Genomic DNA, 25,028 nt, shown 5'->3' with positions numbered 1-25,028 from the left:
GTTGCCCGCACCGCGGCGCACATTCCTCGGTAGCTCAATTGGCAGAGCAGCCGGCTGTTAACCGGCAGGTTCTTGGTTCGAGTCCAAGCCGGGGAGCCAACGAGAGAAGCCCCCTCCACGGAGGGGGCTTCTTCCGTTCCCGGACCGCTCGGCGGCACGCCCGGACACAGGAAGAGCCCCTCCTCGCGGAGGGGCTCTTCCTGTCGAAGAGGACGGTTCAGCCGACGCCCTCCATAGCGCTCGTCTCGGTGTTGCCGATCCGGGCGATGACGTCAGGGCGACGACGGGCGAGGTAGGCGTACCGGGTGAGCGCGAGAGCGACGGTCACGAGGAACACGTAGGGGATCACGTTGTACGGGAAGGCCGGCACGGGCCACACGTTCGCGAAGAAGACGTACGCCATCGTCACGACTGCGACCGTGGCGCACACTTTCACGAGACCGTTCCGCATCTTCGCCCGCTGCGTGTAGACCACGCACGCGATGGCGACGAGGGCGTAGGCGACCATGTAGCCGTAGGTGCCCCAGGTGTTGACCCAGACGAGGATGTCGCCCGTGGCCGCTCCCGCCACCAGCAGCACGATGTCGACCGTGATCGCCGCGGCACCGGCGAGGATGAGCACGCGGTGCGGCGTGAGGTGCTGCTCGTGCGTGCGGCCGAAGCGTTCCGCGACGACGCCTTCCTTGCCCATCACGTAGACGATGCGGCCGATCACGTTGAGCGGGGCGACGACGACCGCGAAGAAGGACGCCGAGACACCGAACGTGAGCACGGCCGCGAACCAGCCCGGCATGCCGATGAGGGCGGACATGCTCTCCAGCGGGCTCGCGGCGGTGGCGAGGTCGTCGCCGAGGACCGCGATCTGCGTGTAGGCGGCGAAGACGTAGAGCACGCCGACGCCGAGGGCGCTCCACATGATCGCGCGAGGGATCGCCTTGTACGGCTCCTTGGCCTCGCGACCGAGGGCGTCCGCAGAGGAGAAGCCGACGAAGCCCAGGATGCCCAGCACCATGCCGGACGCGATGCCCTGGAACGACGAGCCGGTCGCGAGCACCTGCGCGGGGTCCCACGCGGAGGGGCCCGCCCACGCGAGCGCCGCGATGAGCAGCACGAGGATGATGCCGACGGAGAGCAGCTCGAGGACGAGTGAGACCCGGGCGGACAGGCGGATGCCGCGGATGGTGAACAGCGTCGCCAGGCCGCCGAGCAGGATCGCCAGGCCGATGTCCCAGCCGAGCCCCTGGGCGGGCAGGCCCAGCATGCTCAGGAACTGTCCCATGTAGCTGACCGAGCCGCTGAGGGAGGCGGCCGCGATGCCGAAGCAGCCGATCAGCAACGTCACGCCGGCGAGGAAGGCGCCGAACGGGCCGAGGCCCTTCGACACGTAGGTGTACAGCGAGCCCGCGGAGGCGTGCTTGCGGGCGAACACCACGACGCAGTAGCCGACGCAGAGGATCACGATGGTGGCCAGTGCGAAGGCGTAGATGGTGCCGTTCCCGGCGCCGAGGAAGATGGCGGCGGCCGTGAAGGCGATGACGGCGCTGGGGGCGATGTTGGCGATGGCCTGGGCGGCGAGCTCGGGTCCGCTCATGACGCCGGTGCGGAGCCCGGCATCCTGCGGGGCGCCGGGCGGGGCGACGACGGTGTCTGACATGGTTCTCCTGGATTCGGGTTTCAGGGATGGGAGCCGCGCGTGGCGGTCAGGGGATGAGGAGGGTGCGCAGTGCCGAGCCGCCGTCGAGGTCGTCCAGGGCGGCGGCGGCCTCGGAGAGCGGACGGCGACCGGAGATCAGCGGATCGATCTTGAGCTGCCCGTCCATGTAGCGGTCCACGAGCGCGGGGACGTCGATCGACGGCCGCACCGAGCCGTAGTTCGAGCCGAGGATGCGCTGGTCGGCCTCGGCGAGGACGAGCGGCTCGAACGAGGCGCGTGCTCCCGTGGGCGGCAGCCCGACGATGACCGCGGCGCCGCCGAGTCCGAGCATCTGGATGGACTGCTCGGTCGTGGAGGTGCGTCCGATCGCGTCGAAGGCGTAGTCGACGCCGTCCGGGATGAGCTCCCGCAGCTGCGCCACGGCGTCGCCCTGGGAGGCGTCGATGCGGTCCGTGGCCCCGAACTGCAGGGCCATCTGCGTCTTCTCCGGCCGCACGTCGATCGCGACGATGCGCTCGGCACCGGCGAGTCGGGCGCCCTGGACGACGTTGAGGCCCACGCCCCCGCAGCCGATCACGGCGACGGTCGATCCGGGTTCCACGGCGGCGGTGTTCAGGACGGCGCCGACACCGGTCGCGACAGCGCAGCCGACCACGGCGATGACGTCGAGGGGCGCGTCGTCGCGGACCTTCACGGCTCCGGATGCGGGGACGACGACCTCCTCCGCGAAGGACGACACACCCAGGTAGTGGTGCAGCTGCTCGCCGTCGCGGCTCAGCCGCGACGTGCCGTCGAAGAGCACGCCGAGGGGAGCGACCACGGTGGCGACCTTCTGGCAGCGGGCCTCGTGACCGGCGCGGCAGTAGCGGCACTCGCCGCACGGCGGCACCCAGCTCAGCACGACGTGGTCGCCGACAGCAAGCGTGGTGACGCCCTCGCCCAGTTCGGTGACGACGCCGGAGCCCTCGTGGCCCATGACCAGGGGAGCGGCGGCGTCCCACTCGCCGCGCTTGACGTGCAGGTCGGAGTGGCAGACACCGGCGGCGGCGATGCGTACGCGCACCTCACCGGCGCGGGGCGGAGCGAGGTCGACGTCGACGAACTCGATGGGCGACTGGGGGTCGCGGAAGACAACAGCTTTCATGACATCCTTCGGGAAGTGGGGATGCGCACGATGCTAGGAGAGAGCGGAAGCCCTCGGCATCCGACAGAAGCGTGAACAGAGCGGCTGCTCTTCGACAATCTGTATGATCGGAGGGTGGCTCGTGACGTCGCCTCCGTGGCCAGGTATCTCCGGGCGGAACTGCTGCCGGGCGCTGTCCCCGGAGCGCGGCCGGTCAACGCGGTCCTTCCCCTCGACGACTTCGGTCCGCCGGTGGATCCGCTCCACGCGACGCTCGTCGTAGCCGAAGAGGCCGCGCTCCTCGGCGTCGGCGGCGACCGCCGTGCCGCGCTGGGGGAGACCGTGGTGGTCACGAGCGACGACAGCCCCCGTCTTCGCGAAGCCGTGCGGGACGCGGGGTTCACGGCCATCGTCGGGGTCCCCCTGTCACCGCCGCTGGTGGTACCGACGCTGACCTCGCTCCTCGCCGTCGATCAGGCGGCGGAGGCTCGCGCCATCACCTCGGCGATGCGGGTGCTCACGCTGGCGGCGCGGCGCAGCGGCATCACCGGCGTCATCGCGGAGCTGGCGCACCGCATCGACGGGTGGGCGGTGCTCCTGGATCGGCATGGCGAGGTCATCACGACCGCAGGAGCAGGAAGCCTGCACATCGACGATGCGATCGCCGTCGCCGTCGGCCGACCGGTGCGGGTGCGCCATCGCGCCCTGCAGGTGCACCCGGTCGGTCCTGGCCAGGACATCACCGCGCAGCTCGTGACCGCTCCGCGCAACGACAGCTCCGGCCGCGGTCGCGAACTGAGCTCGCAGGCCGCGGCGCTGCTCGATCTCCTGATGCGCACCCGGGACAGCAGCCAGCTGGAGCGCCTCGGCCGCTCGATGATGTTCGAGACCGTCCGCGAGGGAGGGGAGGAGGCCACTCGTCTGCTCCGCCGCTGGGGCGTGCACGAGCGCGTGCTGGTGGGTTTCGCGCTCGTGTCCCGCACCAGCGGTGTCGACGTCGAGCATCTGCTCGGTCTCTGGCTCGACGAGCTCGGCGCCGAGCACGTCTTCACGTCGCAACGGGGAATCGTGCAGGGCGTCGTGCGCGAGGACCATGCCGACCAGATCGCGCATCGCGCCAGGGCGTTCGCCTCGACGCTCTACCTCGGTCTCGGCCGACCGGCGGGTACGGATGCCCTCGCCCGCAGCATCGACGAGGCGCGGCACGCCTGCGAGGCCGCGCGCACCGGCGGCGAACGCGTGGTCCGCTACGAGGCCATTCCGACGGTGTCGTTCGTGCTCGGGGCGCTGGACCCCGATCAGACCACGCGCCTTGCGCGTCTGCTCGACCCGCTGCGCGCAGCCGAGCGGCCGGCCGAGCTCCTCGACACGCTCCGGGTGTTCCTCACGTGCAACGGGGCGTGGAGCGAGAGCGCGGCGCGACTGCGCATCCACCGGCAGACGCTGACGACCCGCGTCCGACGGATCGAGGACCTCACGGGCCTCTCGCTGTCCGATCCGGACGACCGCGTCGCGGCGTGGCTCGCTCTCCGTGCCGCGGACGGCTGAGCCGTGGCACGGACGACGAAGGGCCCCGCCTCGCGGCGGAGCCCTTCGTGAAGGTGCGGTCTGATCAGCGAGCGGCGCCCTTGAGCGATCCCTCGACCTGTCCGGCCGGGTCGATGATGATGCACTGGATCACGCGGTCGTTGGCCTGCTCCCACGAGTCCTTGCTGGGGGTGAGCGTGGTCACGTCCAGGGCGGACTCCTGGTACGAGACGCCGACGAAGGACGTGTACGCGTCGCCGATGCACTCCTCGGACGCGGCGCTGATGGCGTCCTCCGAGTACTCGCCGTCGTCCATCTTGATCTCGTAGAAGACCTCTTCGTCGTGCGGCTCGGAGCACGGCACGACGTTCGCGTCGGTGAGCATCCCGGAGCCGGTCTCGAGCATGCAGTCGCCGAGCTTCACGGAGAACACGTCGATGTTCGCGCTCTCGGTGACCTGACCGGTCTCCTCGTCGCGGTCGGCGTCGGCGCGACCGCCGCCGAGGATGCTGTTGATCGCGCTGCAGCCGGTGAGGGCGAGCGAGACGGCGACAGCCGAACCGGTGAGCACGAGTGCGCGACGGGTGCGCGACTTCATCATGGATTTCCCCTTCAGAGCGTGACGCGGGGCATGCTGAGTATCCCCGCCGCGAACACGCTATAGTGCCCGGAGTCTATGACGCAACTTGAAGGATGCTGTGCGTGGGCTGAATGGGATCAGCCCTCGAGGTCATCCACTCCGGGGAGCCAGCTGGCCCCCGGGCGTCCCCAGCCGCGCTTGCGAGCGATCTTCTGCGTCGTCTTCCAGTCGGAGTCCGAGAGGCGGTCTATGTAGAGCACGCCGTCGAGGTGGTCGAACTCGTGCTGCATGATGCGAGCGCGCCAGCCGTCCACGTCCAGCGTGACCGGGCTGCCGTCCAGATCCGTCGCCGTCACCCGCACGCGGTCGGACCGGCGCAGGGGGAACCGCTCGCCCGGGAAGGACAGGCAGCCCTCGGACTCCAGCTCGGGGTCCGGCGCGCCCGGTTCCGTCGGCGTCATCCACAGTTCGGGGTTGATGAGCACACCGCGCCACGGCTGGTCGTCGTCGTCGACGTAGGAGTACGTGTAGATCCGCAGCGGCACCCCCACCTGAGGGGCGGCGAGGCCGACGCCGGGCGCGGCGTCCATGGTCTCGAACATGTCGGCGACGAGGGTGCGGATCTCATCGGTGATCGCCTCGACGGGGGAGGCGGGGGAGTGCAGGACGGGATCGCCCATGATGCGAATCGGAAGGACAGCCACGTCACAACCCTAGTCCGCGGCACTCTCCGGGTAGGGTCGTACTGTGAGCGCAGGGGTGTGGATGGGGACGGTCGAGGACGTCGGCGACCAGCTGGTCGGAGCGTTCCAGAACCCCGGCCTGCTCCTGGGGATCCCGCTGGCTCTCGCCGGTGCCGTGTTCATGTCGCTCGGCGCGCAGTACCAGCACCGGGGCGTGGAGAAGGTCGAGCGGCTCAGCGGCTCCGACGGCGCCGCCGGCCTCAGCTTCGATCAGCTCAAGCGCCTGTTCACGCGCCCGTCCTGGGTGGTCGGGACGCTCATGCTGGGCCTCGCGATCGTCTGCCAGCTCGCGGCGCTCGTGAAAGCGCCGCTGATCGTGGTGCAGCCGCTCGGCGCCATCGCCCTCGTCATCACCACGCTGCTCAACGCCCGCGTCTCCGGTCACGCCCCCACGCGGCAGTCGCTCACCGCGATCATCGCCTGTGTCGGCGGCATCTTCCTCTTCGTGTTCTTCGCCGCGATCTACGCCACGGAGAAGGAGGTCACGGACCGCGAGCTGTTCGTCATCCTCGCGATCCTGCTCGTCGTGATCATCGTGCTCGGGGCGTGCTGGCTCATCCTCCGGCACCGGATGCGGGCGCTGTTCTACATCATCGGCGCCGGCATCCTCTACGGTTTCGTCGCCACCCTCGCGAAGGTCATCATCAAGCGCATCGAGGCCGGCCAGTTCGAATGGATCACCGCGGTCTGCCTGCTCGCGTTGCTCTCGGCGGGTGCCGTCGGCGCGTACTTCGTGCAGACCGCCTACAGCTCCGGTCCGCCGGACCTCGTCATCGCCGGTCTGACGGTGGTCGACCCCATGGTGGCCGTGCTCATCGGCATGCTCGTACTCGGTGAGGCCGCGGCGGCTCCGTGGTGGGTCTTCATCATCTTCGGCGTCGCCGGCAGCATCGCCGTCTGGGGCGTCGTCGGGCTCGCCCGGTTCCACCCGCAGGTCCTCAGCGAGAGCCAGGAGCTCGGCATCACCCGGGGGAGCGATCCCGCCACCCCGCCAGCTGCTCCCGCATCGGGTGCGCCGGAGCAGCCGGACCCGCGTGAGACACGCGGCCCGGACGCTCAGTAGGCCTGGTCGATGAGGTCGGGGGAGACCTCGGATGCCGCGGCCTCGTCGACGAAAAAGACCGTCCGCTTGCGGCCCTTCGCCCCGGCTGCGGGAACGCTCGTGTAGCTGGCGCCGGCGAGAGCGAGGCCGAGCGCCGATGCCTTGTCGGCACCCGTGAGCACGAGCCAGACGCGCTTGGAGGCGTTCAGGACCGGGCGGGTGAGGGTGACCCGCTCGGGCGGGGGCTTGGGGGAGTCCCGCACGGGCAGCGCCGCGGCATCGGTCACGGTGACCTCTTCCCGGTCCGGGAAGAGCGAAGCGATGTGTCCGTCGGGGCCGACGCCGAGGAAGCACACCGCGAACGACGGCCACGGGTGGTCCTCGGTGCCGAAGCGGGCGAGCTCGGCGGCGTACGCGGCGGCGGCCTCATCGAGGTCGAGACCGCTGTCCGCGGCGGCGACCTCGTGCACGTTCTCCGCGGGGACATCGATGTGGTCGAGCAGCGCCTCCCGCGACTGGAGGGCGTTCCGGTCCGCGTCCTCCTGCGGGACGAAGCGCTCGTCACCCCACCAGAAGTGCACGAGGGACCAGTCGATCTCAGCGGACCGCGGGTTGTCCCGGACGGCGCGCAGGACGGCACCGCCCATCGAGCCGCCCGTCAGGGCGACGTGAGCCAGACGGCCGTTGCGTGTCCGCGCGCGGACACGGGTGAGGAAGCGATCGGCGACCCGGAGGGCGAGGGCGGCGGGGGTGGCCTCGACCACGACCCGCTTCTCTGCGGACGATCCCGGCATCGAGGTCACTCTCCTGTCTCGGGCGGACCGAGCTTCTCCCAGCCCTCCGTGATCACTCGACCGTACAGGACGTCGGGGTCGAGCCTGCGCAGCTCCTCCGCGAGGCACTCGCGCAGCGTCCGCCGCGGCAGGTGGAGATCGTGGTCGGGTTGGTTCGGCTGGGTGAGGACGGCGACGCCGGGCGACGGGCGCTCGAGGAGGATGTCGCCGGACTCCCGGGTGAGGCGCACCGACTTGATGCCCTCCTGCCAGTGCTCCGGGTCCTCGTACGACCACCGCACCGGCACATCCAGTGCCATCTGCAGCCACGCGGCGAGCAGCGCGGTGGAGGGCGAGGCGCTCCCCCCCCGGACCTCGACGGCGGTGATGGTCTCGTACGGCGGCTGGTCCAGCACCGCGGCGAGCTGCTCGCGCCAGTGCGTGAGGCGCGTCCAGGCGAGGTCTGTGTCGCCGGGAGCGTGCGTGCGCCCGAGGAGGGCGAGGCGGTCGCGCACATCCGGGGACGTGGCGGCGTCGGTGATCCGGCGCTGGGCGATGCGGCCGAGCGGCGACGTCGCTGGAGAGGTGGGGGCCTCGTCCGGCCACCACGCCACCACCGGGGCGTCCGGCAGGAGCAGTCCGGTGAGCAGGCTCTCCTCGTTGCTCGCGGCGGCGCCGTGCGCGTGCAGCACGACGACCTCGCTGGCCCCGGCGTCTCCGCCCACGCGGATCTGCGCGTCGAGGCGGGACTCGCCGTCGCCGGTGGTCAGCACGATCACACGCATCGGGTGCTCGCGCGACGCATCGTTCGCCGCGTCGATCGCGGCCTCCGCGACGCCCTTGCGGGCCGCGATGACCAGGGTGAGGACGCGGCCGAGGGCGACGGCGCCACCCTCCTCGCGCACCTTGACGAGCTGCTTGGCGACCTGGCTGACGGTCGTGTCGGGAAGGTCGATGATCACGGGCGTCTCCAGACTCGTCCGTCGCGGGCCAGCAGGTCGTCGGCCGAGGCCGGTCCCCACGAGCCGGGCGCGTACTGCTCCACCGGACCGCCCTGGGCGGCCCAGTACTTCTCCACCGGGTCGAGGATCTTCCAGGAGAGCTCGACCTCCTCATGCCGCGGGAACAGCGGCGGGTCGCCCAGGAGGACGTCGAGGATCAGACGCTCGTACGCCTCCGGGCTCGCTTCCGTGAACGCGTGGCCGTAGCCGAAGTCCATCGTCACGTCGCGGACGTTCGTGCCGTTGCCCGGCACCTTCGAGCCGAAGCGGATCGTCACGCCCTCGTCGGGCTGGACGCGGATCACGAGGGCGTTCTGCCCGAGCTCCGAGGCGTTGCCGCGGCCGAACAGGTGCTGCGGCGCACGGTTGAACACCACGGCGATCTCCGTCACGCGACGGCCGAGGCGCTTGCCCGTCCGCAGGTAGAACGGCACGCCGGCCCAGCGTCGGGTGTCGATCTCCAGCTTGATGGCCGCGTAGGTCTCCGTCGTCGACTCGGGGTTCATCCCCTCCTCGTCGAGGAAGCCGGTGACCTTCTCGCCGCCCTGCCAGCCGCCGGCGTACTGTCCGCGCGCCGTGGCGAGGGAGAGATCCTCCGGCACGTGCACCGCCGCGAGGACCTTCTCCTTCTCGGCCCGCAGATGCTCGGCGGAGAGGCTGATGGGCTCCTCCATCGCCGTGAGCGCGAGGAGCTGGAGCAGGTGGTTCTGGATGACGTCGCGTGCGGCGCCGATCCCGTCGTAGTACCCGGCACGACCGCCGACGCCGATGTCCTCGGCCATCGTGATCTGCACGTGGTCGACGTAGTTGCGGTTCCAGATCGGCTCGTACAGCTCGTTCGCGAAGCGCAGCGCGAGGATGTTCTGCACCGTCTCCTTGCCGAGGTAGTGGTCGATGCGGAAGATCGAGTCGGCGGGGAACGCCACCTCGAGGGCTGCGTTGAGAGCGCGCGCCGACTCGAGGTCGTGCCCGAACGGCTTCTCGATGACGACGCGCCGCCAGCGCTCGTCGTCGTCCGCGTCCTCGCCCACGAGCCCCGAGTCCTTGAGCTGCTTCGCGACGAGCGGGAAGTCCTTCGGCGGGATCGAGAGATAGTAGGCGTGGTTGCCCATGGTCCCGCGTTCCACGTCGAGCTTCTCGACGGTCTCCCGCAGCTTGCGGAAGGAGTCGGGGTTGTCGAACTCGCCGGAGACGAACCGGATGCCCTGGAGCAGCTGCGTCCAGGTCTCCTCGCGGAACGGCGTGCGGGCATGCTGCTTCACCGCGTCGTAGACGACCTGGGCGAAGTCCTGGTCCTCCCAGTCGCGGCGGGCGAAGCCCACGAGCGCGAACCCCGGAGGCAGGAGCCCCCGGTTCGCGAGGTCGTAGACCGCCGGCATGAGCTTCTTGCGGGACAGATCACCCGTCACGCCGAAGATCACGAGGGCGCTGGGCCCCGCGATCCTGTTGAGACGACGATCGTCGGGGTCGCGCAGCGGGTTGTGCCCGCGCGAGATGGGTACAGACATCGGTGGGGGCTCTCCTGCGGTTACTTCTGTGCGGCTTCGAAGAGGGCGAGCACGTCGTCCGAGGACTCGGTGATCGTCAGCGAGACGACGGGCCGTCCGTGCTCCGCGAGCACACCCGCGTCACCGGCCGCCTGCGCCTGGATGAGCTGCCCGAACGTGAACGGGCGGTCGGGGATCTCGAGATCCACGTCCGTGCGCTCCAGGATCTGCAGGAACACGCCCTGGGCGGGGCCGCCCTTGTGGTACTGGCCCGTGGAGTGCAAGAAGCGCGGTCCCCAGCCGAACGTGGTCGGACGCCCCGAGTCGGCGGCGATGAGCTCGCGCAGGCCCTGGAGCTGCGGTACCTCGAGGCGGTTGACGTAGGCCTGGATCGACACGTAGCCGTCGGCGGGGAGCTGGGCCCAGAGGGCGTCCAGCACGCCTTCGACGGTTCCCGACACGGCGAGGGCGGGATCGGAGACCCGCACCTCGACGCCGTTCTCGACGAACGCGGGCGCCGTGGGCTCCGGGCGCGCGTCGAGCAGGCCCCGGGCGGCGACCTTGGCCGACTCCACGTCGGGCTGGTCGAACGGGTTGATGCCGAGGAGGTGCCCGGCGACGGCCGTCGCGTACTCCCAGACGATGAACTGTGCGCCGAGCGTGCCGCTGACGAGGATCTCGCCCTCGTGCCGCTCGTGCAGGTGGAACTCGTTGGCGTCGTCGACGAGACGCGCGATCTGGAGATCGGCGGGGACCGGGTCGAGCTCCGGCGAGACCGGGAGCAGGACGACCGGGAGGATGCCCGTGCCCTCCTTGCCCGTGGACTCGGCAATCAGCTGCTCGATCCAGTCCGGCAGCCCCTTGATGTGCGTGCCGTCGGTGATCAGACCCAGCTTGTCGCGGCGGGGGTTGGTGGCGGCGATCGCCGCCCCGAGACAGAGGGCGGGGTTGTCGGCGGAGTCCACGGCCACCTCGAGCAGCGAGGCCTCGGCCTCGTCCAACAGCTCGTCGATGTCGACGCCGGCGAGTCCAGACGGGACGAGGCCGAAGGCGGTCAGCGCCGAGTAGCGGCCGCCCACGTTCGGGTCGGCGTTGAAGACCCGGTAGCCGGCCTCGCGCGCCGAGGCGTCGAGCGGGGAGCCGGGGTCGGTGACTACGACGATCCGCTCGGTGGGATCGATGCCGAGGTCGCGGAAGGCGGCCTCGAAGGTCCGGCGCTGCGAGTCGGTCTCGACCGTGGAGCCCGACTTCGACGACACGACGAGGACCGTCTCGGCGAGACCCTCGTCGAGCGCGGCGAGCACCTGCCCCGGGGCGGTGGAGTCGAGGATCGTGAGCGGGACGCCGGACGTCTGCGCGATGACCTCGGGAGCGAGCGACGAGCCGCCCATTCCGGCCAGCACCACGCGGGTGACGCCCTTCGCCGCGAGTTCCTCGCGCAGCGCGACGATCTCCGCGACCAGCGGGCGGGAGACCGAGACGGCCTCGACCCAGCCGAGGCGGACCGAAGCCTCGGCCTCGGCGGCCGGACCCCAGAGCGTGGCGTCGCCACCGGTGATGCGGGAGGCGACGAGGTCGTGGACCAGGGCGGGCACGGTCTCCTCGATCGCGACGCGCGCCGCGCCCGATGCGTGGATGGCGAAGGTCATCGCTGCGCCTCCAGAGCCTCGGTGACCTGCGCGAGCAGATCGTGCCAGGAGTCGATGAACTTCGCGACCCCCTCCTCCTCGAGCACCTCGGTGACGGCGTCGAAGTCGACGCCCACCTCGGCGAGCCCGGCGAAGACCTCGCGGGCCTCCTCGTAGCCGCCGGTGATGGTGTCTCCCGTGACGACGGCGTGGTCGAACGTCGCCTCGAGGGTCTTCTCCGGCATCGTGTTCACGACGCCGTCCGCGACGAGCTCCGTGACGTAGAGGGTGTCCGGCAGCGCCGGGTCCTTCACGCCAGTGGACGCCCACAGCGGGCGCTGGACGTTGGCGCCGGCGGCGAGGAGATCCTGCGCGCGCTTCTCGGCGAACGTCTTCTCGAAGAGCTCGTACGCGAGTCGGGCGTTCGCGAGTCCCGCCTTGCTCTTCAGCGCGGCGGCGGCGTCCGTGCCGATCGCGGTCAGGCGCTTGTCCGTCTCCGTGTCCACCCGGGAGACGAAGAACGAGGCCACCGAGTGGATGGTGGACAGATCGATGCCCGCCTCCTTGGCACGCTCGAGGCCGGTGAGGTACGCCTCGATGACCTCGGCGTAGCGCTCCAGGCTGAAGATGAGGGTCACGTTGACGCTGATGCCGTTCGCGATGGCCTCGGTGATGGCCGGGAGGCCGGCCTTGGTCGCCGGGATCTTCACGAGGAGGTTGGGCCGGTCGATCCGGTCCCACAGCTCCTTGGCCTGCGCCACGGTGCCGTCGGTGTCGTGGGCGAGGTCGGGGGAGACCTCGATCGAGACGCGTCCGTCGACGTGACCGGACTCCTCCCACACCGGGCGGAAGACGTCGAGCGCGGCACGGACGTCCTGGGTCGTCGCGGCGAACACCGCGTCCTCGGCGGAGGCTCCGGATGCGGCGAGCTCGGTGACCTGCGCGTCGTAGGACGTGTCTTTCTTGTCCGTGATCGCGTTCGCGAAGATGGTCGGGTTCGTGGTGACGCCCACGACGTTGCGCGACGCGATCAGCTCGGCGAGGTTGCCGGAGGAGATGCGGGTGCGCGAGAGGTCGTCGAGCCAGATGCTGACGCCGGCGGCGGCGAGCTGGGCGGTGGGGGTGCTCATGCGTTCTCCTTGATGGTCTCGCGGGCGGCCGCGACGACGGCCTCGGTGGTGATGCCGAACTTCTCGAAGAGGGTCTTGTAGTCGGCGGAGGCGCCGAAGTGGTCGATGCCGACCGAGCGACCGCGGTCGCCGACGATACCGCGCCACGTGAGCACGGAACCGGCCTCGACCGAGACGCGGGCGGTGACGGACGCCGGCAGCACGCTCTCGCGGTAGGCCTCGTCCTGCTCCGCGAACCACTCCAGCGAGGGGGCGGAGACGACGCGGACGTTCACGCCCTCGCCGGCGAGCACCTCGCGGGCGTTCACCGCGAGCTGCACCTCGGAGCCGGTGGCCACGATGATGACGTCCGGCGTGCCGTTCGGCGCCTCGGCCAGGACGTAAGCGCCCTTGGCGGCCTGGGCGGCGGACGCGAACGTGTCGCCCGAAGCCTCGCCCTCGCCGCGCGGGAACACCGGGATGTTCTGGCGGGTCAGCGCGATGCCGGCCGGGCCCTCGTGGCGCCGGAGGATCTCGAGCCACACGGCGGCGGTCTCGTTGGCGTCCGCCGGACGGACGACGGCCAGGTTCGGGATCGCGCGCAGCGTCGCGAGCTGCTCGATCGGCTGGTGCGTCGGGCCGTCCTCGCCGAGGGCGACGGAGTCGTGCGTCCAGACGAAGACGCTCGGCACGTTCATCAGCGCGGCCAGGCGCACGGCCGGACGCATGTAGTCGCTGAAGATGAGGAACGTGCCCCCGAAGGCGCGCGTGGGCCCGTGCAGCACGATGCCGTTGACGATCGCACCCATCGCGTGCTCGCGGATGCCGAAGTGCAGCACCCGGCCGTACGGGGTGCCCGACCACTCGTGCGTCGACCACTCGGCCGGGATGAAGGACGGCGCGTCCTTGATCGTCGTGAGGTTCGACTCGGCGAGGTCGGCGGAGCCGCCCCAGAGCTCGGGGAGCTGCGCGGCCAGCGCGTTGATGACCTGGCCGGACGCGGCGCGGGTGGAGACGTCCTTGCCGGCCTCGAAGACGGGGAGTGCGTCGGCGATGTCGGCGGGGAGCTCGTGGGCCTCGACGCGGTCGAGCAGGGCCTTGCGCTCGGGGTTGGCGGCCGCCCAGTCATCGAACGACTCCTGCCAGGCGGCGCGGGCCTCGGCGGCGCGCTCCGCGAGGCCGCGCGTGCGCTCCAGCACCTCATCGGCGACCACGAAGGTCTGCTCCGGGTCGAACCCGAGGACCTTCTTGGTGGCGGCGAGCTCGTCGGCTCCGAGTGCCGATCCGTGGATCTTCCCGGTGTTCTGCTTGCCGGGGGCCGGCCAGCCGATGATGGTCTTGAGGATGATGAGCGACGGCTTGTCGGTCTCGCCCTTGGCCGCCTCGATCGCGGTGTGGAGCTCGGCGACGTCCTCCACGTACTCGCCGGTCTTCTTCCAGTCCACGGTCTGCACGTGCCAGCCGTAGGCCTGGTAGCGAGCGGCGACATCCTCGGTGAAGGCGACGTTCGTGTCGTCCTCGATGGAGATCTGGTTGGAGTCGTAGATCGCGATGAGGTTGCCGAGCTGCTGGTGGCCGGCGAGCGAGGAGGCCTCGCTGGTGACGCCCTCCTGCAGGTCGCCGTCGCCCGCGATCACGTAGACGAAATGGTCGAACGGGCTCGTGCCCGCTGCGGCCTCGGGGTCGAAGAGGCCGCGCTCGTACCGGGCGGCGTACGCGAAGCCGACCGCCGACGCGAGGCCCTGGCCCAGCGGGCCCGTGGTGATCTCGACGCCCTTGGTGTGGCCGTACTCGGGGTGTCCGGGGGTCTTCGAGCCCCAGGTGCGGAGCGCCTTGAGGTCGTCGAGCTCGAGCCCGAACCCGCCGAGGTAGAGCTGCACGTACTGCGTCAGCGACGAGTGGCCGACCGACAGGATGAAGCGGTCACGGCCGAGCCAGTCGGTGTCGGTCGGGTCATGCCGCAGCACCCGCTGGTAGAGCAGATAGGCGGCGGGAGCCAGACTCATCGCCGTGCCGGGATGACCGTTGCCGACCTTCTCGACCGCATCGGCCGCCAGGATCCGGGCGGTGTCCACCGCGCGTCGATCGATCTCGTCCCACTGCAATTCCGACACGTTCATGCCCTTTCCGACAGTTTCGAGGGCGCCGGTATTCCCTGGCGCATCCGCAACTTCCCTGGCGCATCCCGCATCGTCCAGGAGACGGGCGGGGTTGTGCGCAGCACCGGGCGCGCGAGTGCTCTCAGCATAGCGGGGACGGTCCCGGCGGCTGAGGGGTAGAAGGCGCGGAACGCGTCACGGCGTGTCATACACTGGAGAGGTTGTCCGGTAACGCGCGCGGAGGAGGCGATCGAGATCTCGACGATGTCTGATCAGACCGTACGGAAGTCGTCCATCGGCCGCACGGTGAGCGCCTACGTCACTCTGACGAAGCCCCGGGTCCTCGAACTCCTCCTCGTCTCGACCGTTCCGGTCATGTTCCTCGCGCAGGGCGGACTGCCCGATCTCTGGCTGGTCCTCGCGACGGTCATCGGCGGATCGATGAGCGCCGGTTCGGCCGGCGCGTTCAACATGTACCTCGACCGCGACATCGACGCGCACATGCACCGCACGGAGAACCGGCCGCTCGTGACCGGCGAGGTCAGTCCGCGCGGCGCCCTGATCTTCTCGTGGACGCTCGCGATCGTGTCGACCGTGTGGCTCTGGTTCACCACGAACCCGCTCACGGCGATCCTGTCGGCCTCCGCGATCTTCTTCTACGTCGTGATCTACACGATGATCCTCAAGCGCCGCACCGAGCAGAACATCATCTGGGGCGGCATCGCGGGGTGCTTCCCGGTCCTCATCGGCTGGTCCGCCGTCACCGGGTCGCTCGACTGGCCCGCCTTCATCCTCTTCCTGCTCGTCTTCCTCTGGACGCCGCCGCACTACTGGCCGCTGTCCATGAAGTACAAGGACGACTACGACGATGTCGACGTGCCCATGCTCGGCGTCACCCGCAACGCGTCGCAGGTCGGCCTGCAGGTCATCCTGTACGCGTGGGCCACGGTCGCCTGCTCGCTGCTGCTCGTGCCGATCGCCGGCATGGGCCTCGTCTACACCGTCTCCGCCCTGGTGTTCGGCGGCTGGTTCATCTATGAGTCGCACCGCCTGTACAACCAGGCGGTCCGGGGGACCGAGGCGCGGCCGATGCGAGTCTTCCACGCCTCGATCACTTACCTGACGCTGCTGTTCGTCGCCGTGGCGATCGACCCGCTGCTGCCCTTCTGATCCTCGTCGGCCTGGGGCTCGTCGGCCTGAGGCTCCGCATCGACCTGCGGCTCTGCATCGGCGGTCCGGAGAGCGGGCTCGTCGCGCGGGACTGAGACCGTCTCGACCGCCTCGTCCTGGATGATCGGCTCCTCGCGCTCGACGATCGGCGCGGGGGCGATCGGGGAGGCGACCAGCGTGCGCGCGGCGACGAGGCCGAGCGACAGGAGCAGGCCCACCAGGCCCGCACCGAGGACGACCGCGCCGACGACGACGAGCGACTGACCGACGTACACCTCGACACCGGTGGCGGTGCCGTCCATCAGGGTGGTCGTCATCGTGCCGATCTGTCCGGCGATCATCCAGCCGCCGACCCCGACCGCGGCGAGGGAGACGACGATGAGGAGCCAGAACCCGGCGCTGCGGGTGAGTGTCTTGTTCATGTCGACCACGATGGTCGATGCGGTGATGAGCGCCCGGTGCGCGCGCTATGGATCGTCTGTGCGGCAGGTCAGTCGACGGGGGCGGGTGCGACGGACGCGGTGCGCTTGAGGTGCAGCACGACGACCGTGTAGGTCGCGGCCGACAGCGATGCCAGGACCATGTGGATGCCCACGAGCACGGGCGGCAGCCCCTCCCGCGCCTGCCAGACGCCGACGGCCACCTGCACGAGGATCGCGATGACGAGGACGAGCAGCCACCGGCGGGGCTCGAGGCGCAGGACCCAGGCGGACACCGTCAGGAAGAGCACGAGGGCGGCCAGGATGTAGCCCGGCCAGGAGTGGACGTGGGCGAGGACCGTGGCGTCGAAGCCGCGGCGCAGCACGTCGGCGTCGCCCGAGTGCGGGCCCGATCCGGTCGTCAGCACGCCGAACAGGATGGTCACGGCGAGGGCGAGGCCGGTGACGTGCGTCACGATCGCGAACCAGGTGGGGACGGCCCGCTCGCGCGGTCCTTCCGGAGTCGCCAGCCGCACGAGGAACGCGGCGGTGATGCAGACGAGCAGGAGCGACGACGTGTAGTGGAACCCGACGATGAAGGGGTTCAGGCCCGTGAGCACGGTGATGCCGCCGACCAGGGCCTGCGCGACGACGCCGATCAGCACGAGCCAGGCGAGGAGGACGAGATCCCGTCGGGCGGGCGTCGTGCGCACCGAGTGGACCGCCGCCGCGATCACCGCGATCAGGAGCACGGCGGAGGCGACGGGGAACGCCGGGAAGTCGGTGAGCGAGACCAGGACGAAGGCGACGGCCGCGCCGGCGAGACCGCCGACGGCGAACCACAGGGCGTCGATGAGCGCCCGGCGGCCGCTGATGGTGTGCAGGACGAGCAGGACGACCGCGATCGCGATGATCCCGACGACGCCGGTCATCAGCCGGTTGCCGAACTCGATCATCCCGTGGATGCCCTGCACCTCGACGATCGGGACGAGCGACTCGGGCGTGCACAGCGGCCACTCGGTGCAGCCGAGGCCGGAGCCGGTCAGCCGCACGGCGCCGCCGGTGCCGATGATGATCGTCTCGCTGAGGAACGACAGCCACGCGAAGACGGTGAGCGCGCGACCCCACACCGCGGAGCGGGGGGAGGCGGTCGCCCTGGTCGTCGAGGGGGCGGGGATGGTCGTCTCGGGCATAAGTCCTCCGGCCCGTCGAAGACGTGGCGCACGGCCCGTCCGTCAGGCGGAACCTGTAGAATCGGATTGTTGCGATGAGCGCTGACAGCGCTGAAGCATCGTCAACAGTTTAGGCGCGATGGAAGCGCCCGTGATGAGGGCCCCACCAACGGCACCCGCTCCCGCAGACTCGACGGGGATCAGGTGTGTCGGGGCGGATGACACCGTTTGGGACCTGTGAGGAGAGTGTTGCATGTCGGATGTGCTGATCGACCGCCCGGAGCTCGATGGTCTGGGGGTGTACGAATTCGGCTGGCACGATGAGGATGCCGCGGGTGCCGTCGCGAAACGCGGGATCTCGGAAGAGGTCGTCCGCGGGATCTCGGCCCTCAAGAACGAGCCGGAATGGATGCTGAAGACCCGTCTCAAGGGCTATCAGCTCTTCGGCCGCAAGCCGATGCCGACCTGGGGCGCCGACCTCAGCGACATCGACTTCGACAACATCAAGTACTTCGTCCGCTCCACCGAGAAGCAGGCGCAGAGCTGGGAAGACCTCCCCGAGGAGATCCGCGAGACGTACGAGCGCCTGGGCATCCCCGAGGCCGAGCGTCAGCGTCTCGTCGCCGGCGTCGCCGCGCAGTACGAGTCCGAGGTCGTATACCACCAGATCCGCGAGGACCTGGAGGCCCAGGGCGTCATCTTCATGGACACCGACACCGCCCTGCGCGAGCACCCCGAGTTCTTCGAGGAGTACTTCGGCACCGTCATCCCCGCGGGCGACAACAAGTTCGCCGCGCTGAACACCGCCGTCTGGTCGGGCGGTTCGTTCGTCTACGTCCCCAAGGGCGTGCACGTCGAGATCCCCCTGCAGGCCTACTTCCGGATCAACACCGAGAACATGGGCCAGTTCGAGCGGACCCTGATCATCGCCGACGAGGACAGCTACGTCCACTACATCGAGGGCTGCACCGCCCCGATCTACAAGTCGGACTCCCTGCACTCGGCCGTCGTCGAGATCATCGTGAAGAAGAACGCCCGCGTGCGCTACACGACGATCCAGAACTGGTCGAACAACGTCTACAACCTGGTCACCAAGCGCGCCGTGGCACACGAGGGCGCGACCATGGAGTGGGTCGACGGCAACATCGGCTCCAAGGTGACGATGAAGTACCCGTCGATCTACCTGATGGGTGAGCACGCCAAGGGCGAGACCCTCTCCGTCGCGTTCGCCGGCCCCGGTCAGCACCAGGACGCCGGCGCGAAGATGATCCACATGGCGCCGTACACGCAGTCGTCGATCGTCTCGAAGTCGATCGCCCGCGGCGGTGGCCGTGCCGGCTACCGCGGCGAGGTGCGCGTCGACGCCGCCGCCCATCACTCGGCGAACACCGTCCGCTGTGACGCCCTCCTCGTCGACACGAAGTCCCGTTCCGACACCTACCCGGCGATCGACATCCGTGTCGACGACGTGCAGCTCGGCCACGAGGCCACGGTCTCCAAGGTCAGCGAGGAGCAGCTCTTCTACCTGCAGTCCCGTGGCATGCCCGAGGACGAGGCGATGGCGATGATCGTGCGCGGCTTCATCGAGCCGATCGCGCGCGAGCTGCCGATGGAGTACGCGATGGAACTGAACAAGCTCATCGAGATGGGCATGGAAGGATCGGTCGGCTAAATGGCGGCCTCGACGACAGCGCCCAGCGAGGCGCAGCACACGAACGCGCACATCGACCCGGCCGCCCAGGTGGCGGACGCCGGATTCGTCCCGGTGCAGACCCGCTCCGAGCGTCCGCACTCGTTCGACCCGGACGACTTCGGCACGCCGACCGGTCGCGAGGTGAACTGGAAGCACACGCCGGTGGCCGCGCTCGCGCCGCTGTTCCGCCCGGCCGAGGGCGACGAGGGCGTGCAGTACTCCTTCACGTCCGGCGAGCAGTACGTCGCCGCGCCGCTCCCGGCGGGAACCGCTCCGCGCGGCGAGGTCTTCCTCGCCGAGGACATCACCGCGGCCGTCGCGTGGCAGGGCGCCTCCGAGGCCCTGCACATCCGCATCCCGCGCGAGGAGGAGGTCGCATCGCCGATCTTCCTGTCGCTCACGGGCACCGGAGCCGACCGCCGGGCGGACGCCCACATCGTGATCGAGGCCCTCGAGCACAGCGCCGCCACGGTGGTGCTGCAGCACAAGGGCTCGGCGCAGTACGCCCAGAACGTCGAGATCATCGTCCGCGATGGAGCGAAGCTCACCGTCGTCTCCGTGCAGCAGTGGGATGACGACGCCCTGCACGCGGCCGCCCACCAGGCGCGGGTCGCGGCCGACGCCACCCTCAAGCACTTCGTCGTGAGCTTCGGCGGCGGCGTGGTGCGCGTGAACCCGAGCGTCGAGCTCGCCGGTGCCGGCTCCGAGGGCTACCTCTACGGGCTGTCCTACGCCGACTCCGGTCAGCACCTGGAGAGCCAGGTGTACCTGCACCACAAGGGCCCGCACACGACCGGCGACGTGCTCTACAAGGGCGCGCTGCAGGGCGAGAGCGCCCACAGCGTGTGGATCGGCGACGTGCTGATCGGGGCGGAGGCCACCGGCACCGACTCCTACGAGGCCAACCGCAACCTGGTGCTCACGGAGGGCGCACGCGCGGATTCCATCCCGAACCTCGAGATCGAGACGGGCGACATCGTCGGCGCCGGGCACGCGAGTGCCACCGGCCGCTTCGACGACGAGCAGCTCTTCTATCTCCAGGCCCGCGGCATCCCGGAGGACGAGGCCCGCCGACTGGTGGTGCTCGGCTTCCTCACCGACATCGTGCTGCGCCTCGGCATCCCCGACCTGGAGTCGGAGCTGCTGGCCGCCATCGAGGCCGAGCTCGCCGAGGTGGACGCGTGACCGCGCAGCGCGTCTGCGGCGTCTCCGAGCTGGAGCAGGACACGCCGCTGCGCGTCGAGCCGGACGGTGTGCCGATCACGGTCATCAAGGACGGCGAGGGCGTCATCCACGCCATCGGCGACACCTGCACCCACGGCGACATCTCGCTGTCCGAGGGCTTCGTGGAAGGTGACACGGTGGAGTGCTGGGCCCATGGCTCGGCGTTCTCCCTGATCACCGGCAAGCCCCAGAATCTCCCCGCATATGAGCCCGTCCCGGTCTACGTCGTCGAGATCGACGGCGACGACGTGCTCATCGATCCCGCTGTGACGAAGGAAGTCTGAAGAATGTCTGTTCTCGAGATCCGCGACCTGCATGTGACGGTCGAGACCGAGGCGGGGACCACCCCGATCCTCAACGGAATCACCCTCACCATGAACACCGGTGAGACCCACGCCATCATGGGCCCCAACGGCTCCGGCAAGTCCACCCTGGCCTACACGATCGCCGGCCACCCGAAGTACACGGTCACCTCCGGCTCCATCACCTTCGACGGTGAGGACGTCCTGGCGATGAGCGTCGACGAGCGTGCCCGCGCCGGTCTGTTCCTCGCCATGCAGTACCCGGTCGAGATCCCCGGCGTGACCGTGACGAACTTCCTGCGCACCGCGAAGACCGCGCTCGACGGCGAGGCGCCCTCGATCCGGCAGTGGACCAAGGACGTCAAGGAGTCCATGGCCAACCTCCGCATGGACCCCAAGTTCGCGCAGCGCAACGTCAACGAGGGCTTCTCGGGCGGCGAGAAGAAGCGCCACGAGATCCTCCAGCTCGAGGTGCTCAAGCCGAAGTTCGCCGTGCTCGACGAGACCGATTCCGGCCTCGACGTGGACGCGCTGAAGATCGTCTCCGAGGGTGTCAACCGCGCGAAGGAGTCCACCGGCCTCGGTGTGCTGCTCATCACGCACTACACCCGGATCCTCCGCTACATCCGCCCCGACTACGTGCACGTGGTCGTCGCGGGCAAGATCGTCGAGGAGGGCGGCCCCGAGCTCGCCGACCGCCTGGAGAACGAGGGCTACGACCGGTTCCTCGACCCCTCCGCTCCCATCGAGGCGTAGGCTGATCGCATGACAGCGACCCTGACGGACGAGAAGTACGACGCGGTCACCGAGGCTCTCAAGGACGTGATGGATCCTGAGCTCGGGATCAACGTCGTCGACCTCGGACTCATCTACGACCTCGCCTGGGATGACGAGAACGACGCTCTCGTCATCCACATGACGCTGACCAGCGCGGGCTGCCCGCTCACGGACGTCCTCGAAGACCAGACGGCGCAGGCCCTCGACAACGTCGTGGACCGCTTCCGCATCAACTGGGTGTGGATGCCGCCGTGGGGGCCCGAGCGGATCACGGACGACGGGCGCGACATGATGCGTGCGCTCGGTTTCGCGATCTGAGGTTCCGGTCACCTGACCACCAGACGAAGCGGGCGTGCCGGGCACGCCCGCTTCGACGTCTCCGCATCGACGCGGGGAGAATCGGAGGACGAATGCTGTCGGTGAAGGCCCTGTCGCTGTCGGAGCTGCGCGAGCGGACCAGCGAGAAGTGGCGGGAGTATCCCGAAGACGTGCTGCCCCTCTTCGTCGCGGAGATGGACTTCCCGCTCGCCCCGGCGATCACGGCCGCACTGCAGCGGGCGCTGGATCTCGGGGACACCGGGTACATCGCCTCGCGGACGCCGCTGGCGGAGGCGTACGCGGGTTTCGCGGAGCGCCGCTTCGGCTGGCGCCCCGACCCGGCGCGGATGCGCAGCACGGCGGACGTGAGCATGGGCATCGTCGAGATCCTCCGTCGCGTCACGCAGCCGGGGGAGCGCGTCGTCGTCACGCCGCCGGTCTACCCGCCCTTCTATGACCTCGTCGCCGAGGCCGGTGCCGAGGTGCAGCGTGTCCCGCTGCGCGACACGGGGACCGGCTGGGAGCTCGACCTCGACGGGATCCGCGCCGCCTTCGAGGACGGCGCGACGGCCATGCTCCTCTGCAACCCGCACAACCCGACCGGCACCGTGCACGATCGGGAGACGCTGTCCGCGCTGGCCGAACTGGCCGAGGAGTACGGCGCGACGATCGTCTCCGACGAGATCCATGCGCCGCTCACCCAGCCGGGCACGGGCTTCACGCCGTTCCTCGCCGCGAGTGACGCGGCGGCGCGGGTGGGCTATGCCGTCGTCAGCGCGAGCAAGGCGTTCAACCTCGCGGGGCTGAAGTGCGCGCTCATGGTCACCGCCGCAGAAGAGACGTCCGCGGTCGTGCGCGACCTGCCCGTCGAGGTGGAGTGGCGGACGGGGCAGTTCGGTCTGCTCGCCGCCGTCGCCGCGTTCTCGGAGGAGAGCGACGCGTGGCTCGACGGCCTCCTGCGCACGCTCGACGAGAACCGCGTCCTGCTCGAGGACCTGCTGGCCCGTCACCTCCCCGCCGCCCGCTATCGCCTTCCGGACGCGGGGTACCTCGCGTGGATCGACCTCTCCGCCCTCGGCTGGGGAGACAACCCCGCCCGGAAGATCCTCCGTGAGGCGAAGGTGGCGCTGCACTTCGGCCCGGCCTTCGGCGACGAGGGGGCCGGGCACGTGCGACTCAACTTCGGCACGAGCCCCGAGATCCTCACCGAGGCGATCGAACGCATCGCCGCGCTCGTCGAGCGATGACGGCGGCGGAGCCGACGGCAACGATCTGGGACCGCAGCCGCGTCTGGGTGACTCTGGGCGCTGTCGCCCTGATCTTCCTCGCCGCGATCGAGGCCCTGGCGGTGACCACGGTCATGCCGATCGTCAGCGATGCCCTGAACGGCCAATCGCTGTATGCCGTCGCCTTCGCCGGTACGCTCGCGACCAGCGTGATCGGGATGGTCGCGGCGGGGTCCTGGTCGGACGCGCGTGGTCCGCGCGGCGCGCTGTACGCCGCCGTCACCCTCTTCATCCTGGGGCTGCTGATCTCCGGGTTCGCGACGACGATGCCCCAGTTCCTGATCGGACGACTGGTGCAGGGGCTGGGCGCGGGTGGGCAGACGGTGGCCCTGTACGTCGTGGTCGCGCGGCTGTATCCGCCGCACCTGCACGGCCGGGTGTTCGCGGCGTTCGCCGCCGCCTGGGTGGTCCCGTCGATGATCGGGCCCTTCCTCGCGGGAGCGGTGGCGGAGTACCTCGATTGGCGCTGGGCGTTCCTCGGCGTGGCGGTCCTGACCGCGATCGCGTTCTCGATGATCGCGATCCGTCTGCGAGGTGTCGATCTCGGCCGCGGGGAACCGCAGGACCGCCGCGCGCTGCTCACCCGTCTGCTGCTGGCCGTCGTCGTGGCGGTGCTCGCGGTGGTGATCGGACTGTCCGCCGAGCTCGATCCGGCGATCGGGTGGCCGGTGGCACTGGGGGCCGTGCTCGCGATCGGCGTCGTCGTGCTCCCGCTCCTGCCACGACGGACCCTCCGAGCCGGTGCCGGGCTTCCCAGCGTCGTGCTCATGCGTGGCGTGGCGGCCGGCGCGTTCTTCGCCGCGGAGGCCTACATCCCGTACCTGCTGATGCGGAAGTTCGACTTCTCCGCGACCTGGGCCGGAGTCGCCTTGATGCTCGCGGCCTTCGCCTGGGCCGGGGCGTCGGCTGCGCAGGGCCGCTACGGTGAGCGGCTGGGCAATCACCGCATCACGGCGCTCAGCCTCGGCGCACTGCTCGTGGCGATGCTCTGCGTCCTGGCCGCAGCGGCGTTCGATGCCTCCCCGGTCTTCGTGATCGTCGGGTGGGCGTTCGCCGGGGGCGGCATGGGGCTGCTGTATCCGCGGCTCACAGTGCTGACGCTGGCCTACTCGGACGAGACGAACCAGGGATTCAACTCCTCGGCGCTGTCGATCTCGGATGCCACGGGTTCGGCGGTGGCCATCGCGCTGGCGGGGCTCGCCGTCGCCACCCTCGGCGGCGGCGCGGACGCGTTCGCCGTCGTGTTCGTCCTCGGTGTCGGGCTGGTGCTGCTCGCGGTGATCCCCGGGCTCAGGCTCGGGCACGCCGCGGAGTCATCGGTGCGCTGAGCTCACCGGCCAGGGCGAGGACGCCGAGGTCGAACACCCGGTCCAGGCCCGCGGTGACGTCGACCTCGCCGGAGGCCGGGAGTGCGCCATGGCTGTCGGCGTGCATCCGCTGTTGGACGAGGGTGGCATGGCCGAGCACGAAGTGCAGGATCGCCGCCCCGCGATCCTCGGCGTCCGTGGCGCCCTCGGCGTGGAGGGCGGCGACCAGGGCGTCGCGGGCATGCGCGGAGCCGAGCTGGAGCGCGTACGTGCTGAGGACGAGCTCGGCGCCGTCCCGGAAGGCGAAGAGGGCGTCGCGGAGCGCGCGGGCGGTCGCGAGGACTCCCTCCGCTCCGTCCGGGACGGTCGCGGTGATCCGATCGGCGAGGTCGGCGAGGAGCTCCTGCTTGTTCGCCACGTGCCAGTAGAGAGCGCTCGGCTGCACGTCGAGCCGGGCCGCGATGCGGCGCATGGAGAGATCGGCCAGCCCCACCTCGTCGAGAAGGGCGAGGGCGGTCCGCGCGACGCTCTCCCGATCGTGACGGGCGGGATTCGTCTCGGGACTCATGCCCCCACTATAGTGAACGGCGTTCA

At 70.1% G+C, this 25,028-nt stretch carries 23 protein-coding genes and 1 tRNA gene; 11 read left to right on the top strand and 13 right to left on the bottom strand.

Annotated features, from left to right (window positions below; translation table 11 throughout):
* Positions 1 to 23: 23 nt before the first annotated feature.
* A tRNA-Asn gene (locus C6C15_RS09655) sits at positions 24 to 99 on the top strand.
* Positions 100 to 217: 118 nt separating this feature from the next.
* Here the strand turns inward: C6C15_RS09655 and C6C15_RS09650 are convergent.
* Both C6C15_RS09650 and C6C15_RS09645 read right to left on the bottom strand, forming a co-directional pair.
* The gene (locus tag C6C15_RS09650) at positions 218 to 1,654 is read right to left on the bottom strand and encodes an APC family permease (protein WP_105949949.1); all 1,437 of its coding nucleotides are present in this window, start codon (positions 1,652 to 1,654) and stop codon (positions 218 to 220) included.
* Positions 1,655 to 1,700: 46 nt separating this feature from the next.
* Complete coding sequence (locus tag C6C15_RS09645; RefSeq protein WP_025103665.1) at positions 1,701 to 2,798, bottom strand: alcohol dehydrogenase catalytic domain-containing protein; 1,098 nt, start codon at positions 2,796 to 2,798, stop codon at positions 1,701 to 1,703.
* A 114-nt stretch (positions 2,799 to 2,912) separates the two neighbouring features.
* Between C6C15_RS09645 and C6C15_RS09640 the strand changes: the two genes are divergently transcribed.
* Positions 2,913 to 4,325 carry a helix-turn-helix domain-containing protein gene (locus C6C15_RS09640; RefSeq protein ID WP_105949948.1) on the top strand — a complete coding sequence of 471 codons (1,413 nt, stop codon included), beginning with the start codon at positions 2,913 to 2,915 and terminating at the stop codon, positions 4,323 to 4,325.
* Between the two features lie 64 nt (positions 4,326 to 4,389).
* On the opposite strand, the gene C6C15_RS09635 is transcribed toward C6C15_RS09640, so the two are convergent.
* Both C6C15_RS09635 and def read right to left on the bottom strand, forming a co-directional pair.
* A complete protein-coding gene (locus C6C15_RS09635; RefSeq protein WP_060921905.1) occupies positions 4,390 to 4,905 on the bottom strand; it encodes a septum formation family protein in 516 nt (171 codons plus the stop codon).
* A 116-nt stretch (positions 4,906 to 5,021) separates the two neighbouring features.
* Positions 5,022 to 5,588: a peptide deformylase gene (gene def / locus C6C15_RS09630; protein WP_105949947.1), complete on the bottom strand. Its 567-nt coding sequence runs from the start codon at positions 5,586 to 5,588 to the stop codon at positions 5,022 to 5,024.
* 61 nt (positions 5,589 to 5,649) lie between these two features.
* Between def and C6C15_RS09625 the strand changes: the two genes are divergently transcribed.
* Positions 5,650 to 6,690, top strand: a complete 1,041-nt coding sequence (locus C6C15_RS09625; RefSeq protein WP_105949946.1) for a DMT family transporter — start codon at positions 5,650 to 5,652, stop codon at positions 6,688 to 6,690.
* On the opposite strand, the gene pgl is transcribed toward C6C15_RS09625, so the two are convergent.
* From pgl to tkt, 6 genes are read right to left on the bottom strand one after another with little or no spacing between them, the layout of a single operon-like run.
* Positions 6,684 to 7,463 (bottom strand): 6-phosphogluconolactonase, encoded by a 780-nt coding sequence (gene pgl / locus C6C15_RS09620; protein ID WP_199787644.1) that lies wholly within the window; start codon positions 7,461 to 7,463, stop codon positions 6,684 to 6,686. The two genes, C6C15_RS09625 and pgl, sit on opposite strands and share 7 nt — an antisense overlap.
* Before the next feature lie 5 nt (positions 7,464 to 7,468).
* Entirely contained in the window at positions 7,469 to 8,404 is a 936-nt protein-coding gene (locus tag C6C15_RS09615; protein ID WP_060921903.1) for a glucose-6-phosphate dehydrogenase assembly protein OpcA, read from the bottom strand.
* Entirely contained in the window at positions 8,401 to 9,951 is a 1,551-nt protein-coding gene (gene zwf / locus C6C15_RS09610; RefSeq protein ID WP_025103658.1) for a glucose-6-phosphate dehydrogenase, read from the bottom strand. The genes C6C15_RS09615 and zwf overlap by 4 nt, the downstream gene beginning before the upstream one ends.
* 20 nt (positions 9,952 to 9,971) lie before the next feature.
* Entirely contained in the window at positions 9,972 to 11,579 is a 1,608-nt protein-coding gene (locus C6C15_RS09605; RefSeq protein ID WP_105949944.1) for a glucose-6-phosphate isomerase, read from the bottom strand.
* Positions 11,576 to 12,688 (bottom strand): transaldolase, encoded by a 1,113-nt coding sequence (gene tal, locus C6C15_RS09600; protein WP_105949943.1) that lies wholly within the window; start codon positions 12,686 to 12,688, stop codon positions 11,576 to 11,578. Before tal ends, C6C15_RS09605 begins: the two co-directional genes overlap by 4 nt.
* Positions 12,685 to 14,781, bottom strand: a complete 2,097-nt coding sequence (gene tkt, locus C6C15_RS09595; RefSeq protein WP_105950801.1) for a transketolase — start codon at positions 14,779 to 14,781, stop codon at positions 12,685 to 12,687. The genes tal and tkt overlap by 4 nt, the downstream gene beginning before the upstream one ends.
* A 249-nt stretch (positions 14,782 to 15,030) precedes the next feature.
* On the opposite strand from tkt, the gene C6C15_RS09590 reads away from it, so the two are divergent.
* Entirely contained in the window at positions 15,031 to 15,936 is a 906-nt protein-coding gene (locus tag C6C15_RS09590) for a heme o synthase (RefSeq protein WP_029989291.1), read from the top strand.
* Here the strand turns inward: C6C15_RS09590 and C6C15_RS17330 are convergent.
* Positions 15,882 to 16,358 carry a hypothetical protein gene (locus C6C15_RS17330; protein ID WP_234024114.1) on the bottom strand — a complete coding sequence of 159 codons (477 nt, stop codon included), beginning with the start codon at positions 16,356 to 16,358 and terminating at the stop codon, positions 15,882 to 15,884. The genes C6C15_RS09590 and C6C15_RS17330 overlap by 55 nt on opposite strands.
* A gap of 68 nt (positions 16,359 to 16,426) precedes the next feature.
* The gene (locus C6C15_RS09580; protein ID WP_060921900.1) at positions 16,427 to 17,548 is read right to left on the bottom strand and encodes a COX15/CtaA family protein; all 1,122 of its coding nucleotides are present in this window, start codon (positions 17,546 to 17,548) and stop codon (positions 16,427 to 16,429) included.
* Positions 17,549 to 17,780: 232 nt separating this feature from the next.
* Between C6C15_RS09580 and sufB the strand changes: the two genes are divergently transcribed.
* From sufB to C6C15_RS09545, 7 genes are all read left to right on the top strand, one after another.
* A complete protein-coding gene (gene sufB / locus C6C15_RS09575; protein WP_025103651.1) occupies positions 17,781 to 19,199 on the top strand; it encodes a Fe-S cluster assembly protein SufB in 1,419 nt (472 codons plus the stop codon).
* Complete coding sequence (gene sufD, locus C6C15_RS09570) at positions 19,200 to 20,405, top strand: Fe-S cluster assembly protein SufD (protein WP_105949942.1); 1,206 nt, start codon at positions 19,200 to 19,202, stop codon at positions 20,403 to 20,405. It begins immediately after the preceding gene.
* Complete coding sequence (locus C6C15_RS09565; RefSeq protein WP_025103649.1) at positions 20,402 to 20,728, top strand: non-heme iron oxygenase ferredoxin subunit; 327 nt, start codon at positions 20,402 to 20,404, stop codon at positions 20,726 to 20,728. The genes sufD and C6C15_RS09565 overlap by 4 nt, the downstream gene beginning before the upstream one ends.
* Positions 20,729 to 20,731: 3 nt before the next feature.
* Positions 20,732 to 21,502, top strand: a complete 771-nt coding sequence (gene sufC / locus C6C15_RS09560) for a Fe-S cluster assembly ATPase SufC (RefSeq protein WP_025103648.1) — start codon at positions 20,732 to 20,734, stop codon at positions 21,500 to 21,502.
* 9 nt (positions 21,503 to 21,511) lie between these two features.
* Positions 21,512 to 21,841: a metal-sulfur cluster assembly factor gene (locus C6C15_RS09555; RefSeq protein ID WP_017202280.1), complete on the top strand. Its 330-nt coding sequence runs from the start codon at positions 21,512 to 21,514 to the stop codon at positions 21,839 to 21,841.
* A 92-nt stretch (positions 21,842 to 21,933) separates the two neighbouring features.
* Positions 21,934 to 23,088, top strand: a complete 1,155-nt coding sequence (locus C6C15_RS09550) for a MalY/PatB family protein (protein ID WP_105949941.1) — start codon at positions 21,934 to 21,936, stop codon at positions 23,086 to 23,088.
* Entirely contained in the window at positions 23,085 to 24,455 is a 1,371-nt protein-coding gene (locus C6C15_RS09545) for an MFS transporter (protein WP_105949940.1), read from the top strand. Before C6C15_RS09550 ends, C6C15_RS09545 begins: the two co-directional genes overlap by 4 nt.
* Here the strand turns inward: C6C15_RS09545 and C6C15_RS09540 are convergent.
* Positions 24,418 to 25,002 carry a TetR family transcriptional regulator gene (locus C6C15_RS09540; RefSeq protein ID WP_105949939.1) on the bottom strand — a complete coding sequence of 195 codons (585 nt, stop codon included), beginning with the start codon at positions 25,000 to 25,002 and terminating at the stop codon, positions 24,418 to 24,420. The genes C6C15_RS09545 and C6C15_RS09540 overlap by 38 nt on opposite strands.
* Between the last annotated feature and the right edge of the window lie 26 nt (positions 25,003 to 25,028).

The organism is Microbacterium sp. str. 'China' (assembly GCF_002993305.1).
Taxonomy (GTDB): Bacteria; Actinomycetota; Actinomycetes; order Actinomycetales; family Microbacteriaceae; genus Microbacterium; species Microbacterium paraoxydans.
Note: the sequence above shows the minus strand (reverse complement) of the source record. Positions and strands in the feature narration are given on the sequence as shown.

What these genes read in the sequence shown, in the direction of transcription:
- C6C15_RS09645 (WP_025103665.1), bottom strand. Translation starts at nt 2,798, where the DNA reads ATGAAAGCTGTTGTCTTCCGCGACCCCCAGTCGCCCATCGAGTTCGTC.
- tal (WP_105949943.1), bottom strand. Translation starts at nt 12,688, where the DNA reads ATGAGCACCCCCACCGCCCAGCTCGCCGCCGCCGGCGTCAGCATCTGG.
- C6C15_RS09635 (WP_060921905.1), bottom strand. Translation starts at nt 4,905, where the DNA reads ATGATGAAGTCGCGCACCCGTCGCGCACTCGTGCTCACCGGTTCGGCT.
- C6C15_RS09650 (WP_105949949.1), bottom strand. Translation starts at nt 1,654, where the DNA reads ATGTCAGACACCGTCGTCGCCCCGCCCGGCGCCCCGCAGGATGCCGGG.
- sufD (WP_105949942.1), top strand. Translation starts at nt 19,200, where the DNA reads ATGGCGGCCTCGACGACAGCGCCCAGCGAGGCGCAGCACACGAACGCG.
- C6C15_RS09555 (WP_017202280.1), top strand. Translation starts at nt 21,512, where the DNA reads ATGACAGCGACCCTGACGGACGAGAAGTACGACGCGGTCACCGAGGCT.
- C6C15_RS09540 (WP_105949939.1), bottom strand. Translation starts at nt 25,002, where the DNA reads ATGAGTCCCGAGACGAATCCCGCCCGTCACGATCGGGAGAGCGTCGCG.
- C6C15_RS09625 (WP_105949946.1), top strand. Translation starts at nt 5,650, where the DNA reads ATGGGGACGGTCGAGGACGTCGGCGACCAGCTGGTCGGAGCGTTCCAG.
- sufC (WP_025103648.1), top strand. Translation starts at nt 20,732, where the DNA reads ATGTCTGTTCTCGAGATCCGCGACCTGCATGTGACGGTCGAGACCGAG.
- C6C15_RS09545 (WP_105949940.1), top strand. Translation starts at nt 23,085, where the DNA reads ATGACGGCGGCGGAGCCGACGGCAACGATCTGGGACCGCAGCCGCGTC.
- C6C15_RS17330 (WP_234024114.1), bottom strand. Translation starts at nt 16,358, where the DNA reads ATGAACAAGACACTCACCCGCAGCGCCGGGTTCTGGCTCCTCATCGTC.
- sufB (WP_025103651.1), top strand. Translation starts at nt 17,781, where the DNA reads ATGTCGGATGTGCTGATCGACCGCCCGGAGCTCGATGGTCTGGGGGTG.
- zwf (WP_025103658.1), bottom strand. Translation starts at nt 9,951, where the DNA reads ATGTCTGTACCCATCTCGCGCGGGCACAACCCGCTGCGCGACCCCGAC.
- pgl (WP_199787644.1), bottom strand. Translation starts at nt 7,463, where the DNA reads ATGCCGGGATCGTCCGCAGAGAAGCGGGTCGTGGTCGAGGCCACCCCC.
- C6C15_RS09590 (WP_029989291.1), top strand. Translation starts at nt 15,031, where the DNA reads ATGTCTGATCAGACCGTACGGAAGTCGTCCATCGGCCGCACGGTGAGC.
- C6C15_RS09550 (WP_105949941.1), top strand. Translation starts at nt 21,934, where the DNA reads ATGCTGTCGGTGAAGGCCCTGTCGCTGTCGGAGCTGCGCGAGCGGACC.
- C6C15_RS09605 (WP_105949944.1), bottom strand. Translation starts at nt 11,579, where the DNA reads ATGACCTTCGCCATCCACGCATCGGGCGCGGCGCGCGTCGCGATCGAG.
- C6C15_RS09580 (WP_060921900.1), bottom strand. Translation starts at nt 17,548, where the DNA reads ATGCCCGAGACGACCATCCCCGCCCCCTCGACGACCAGGGCGACCGCC.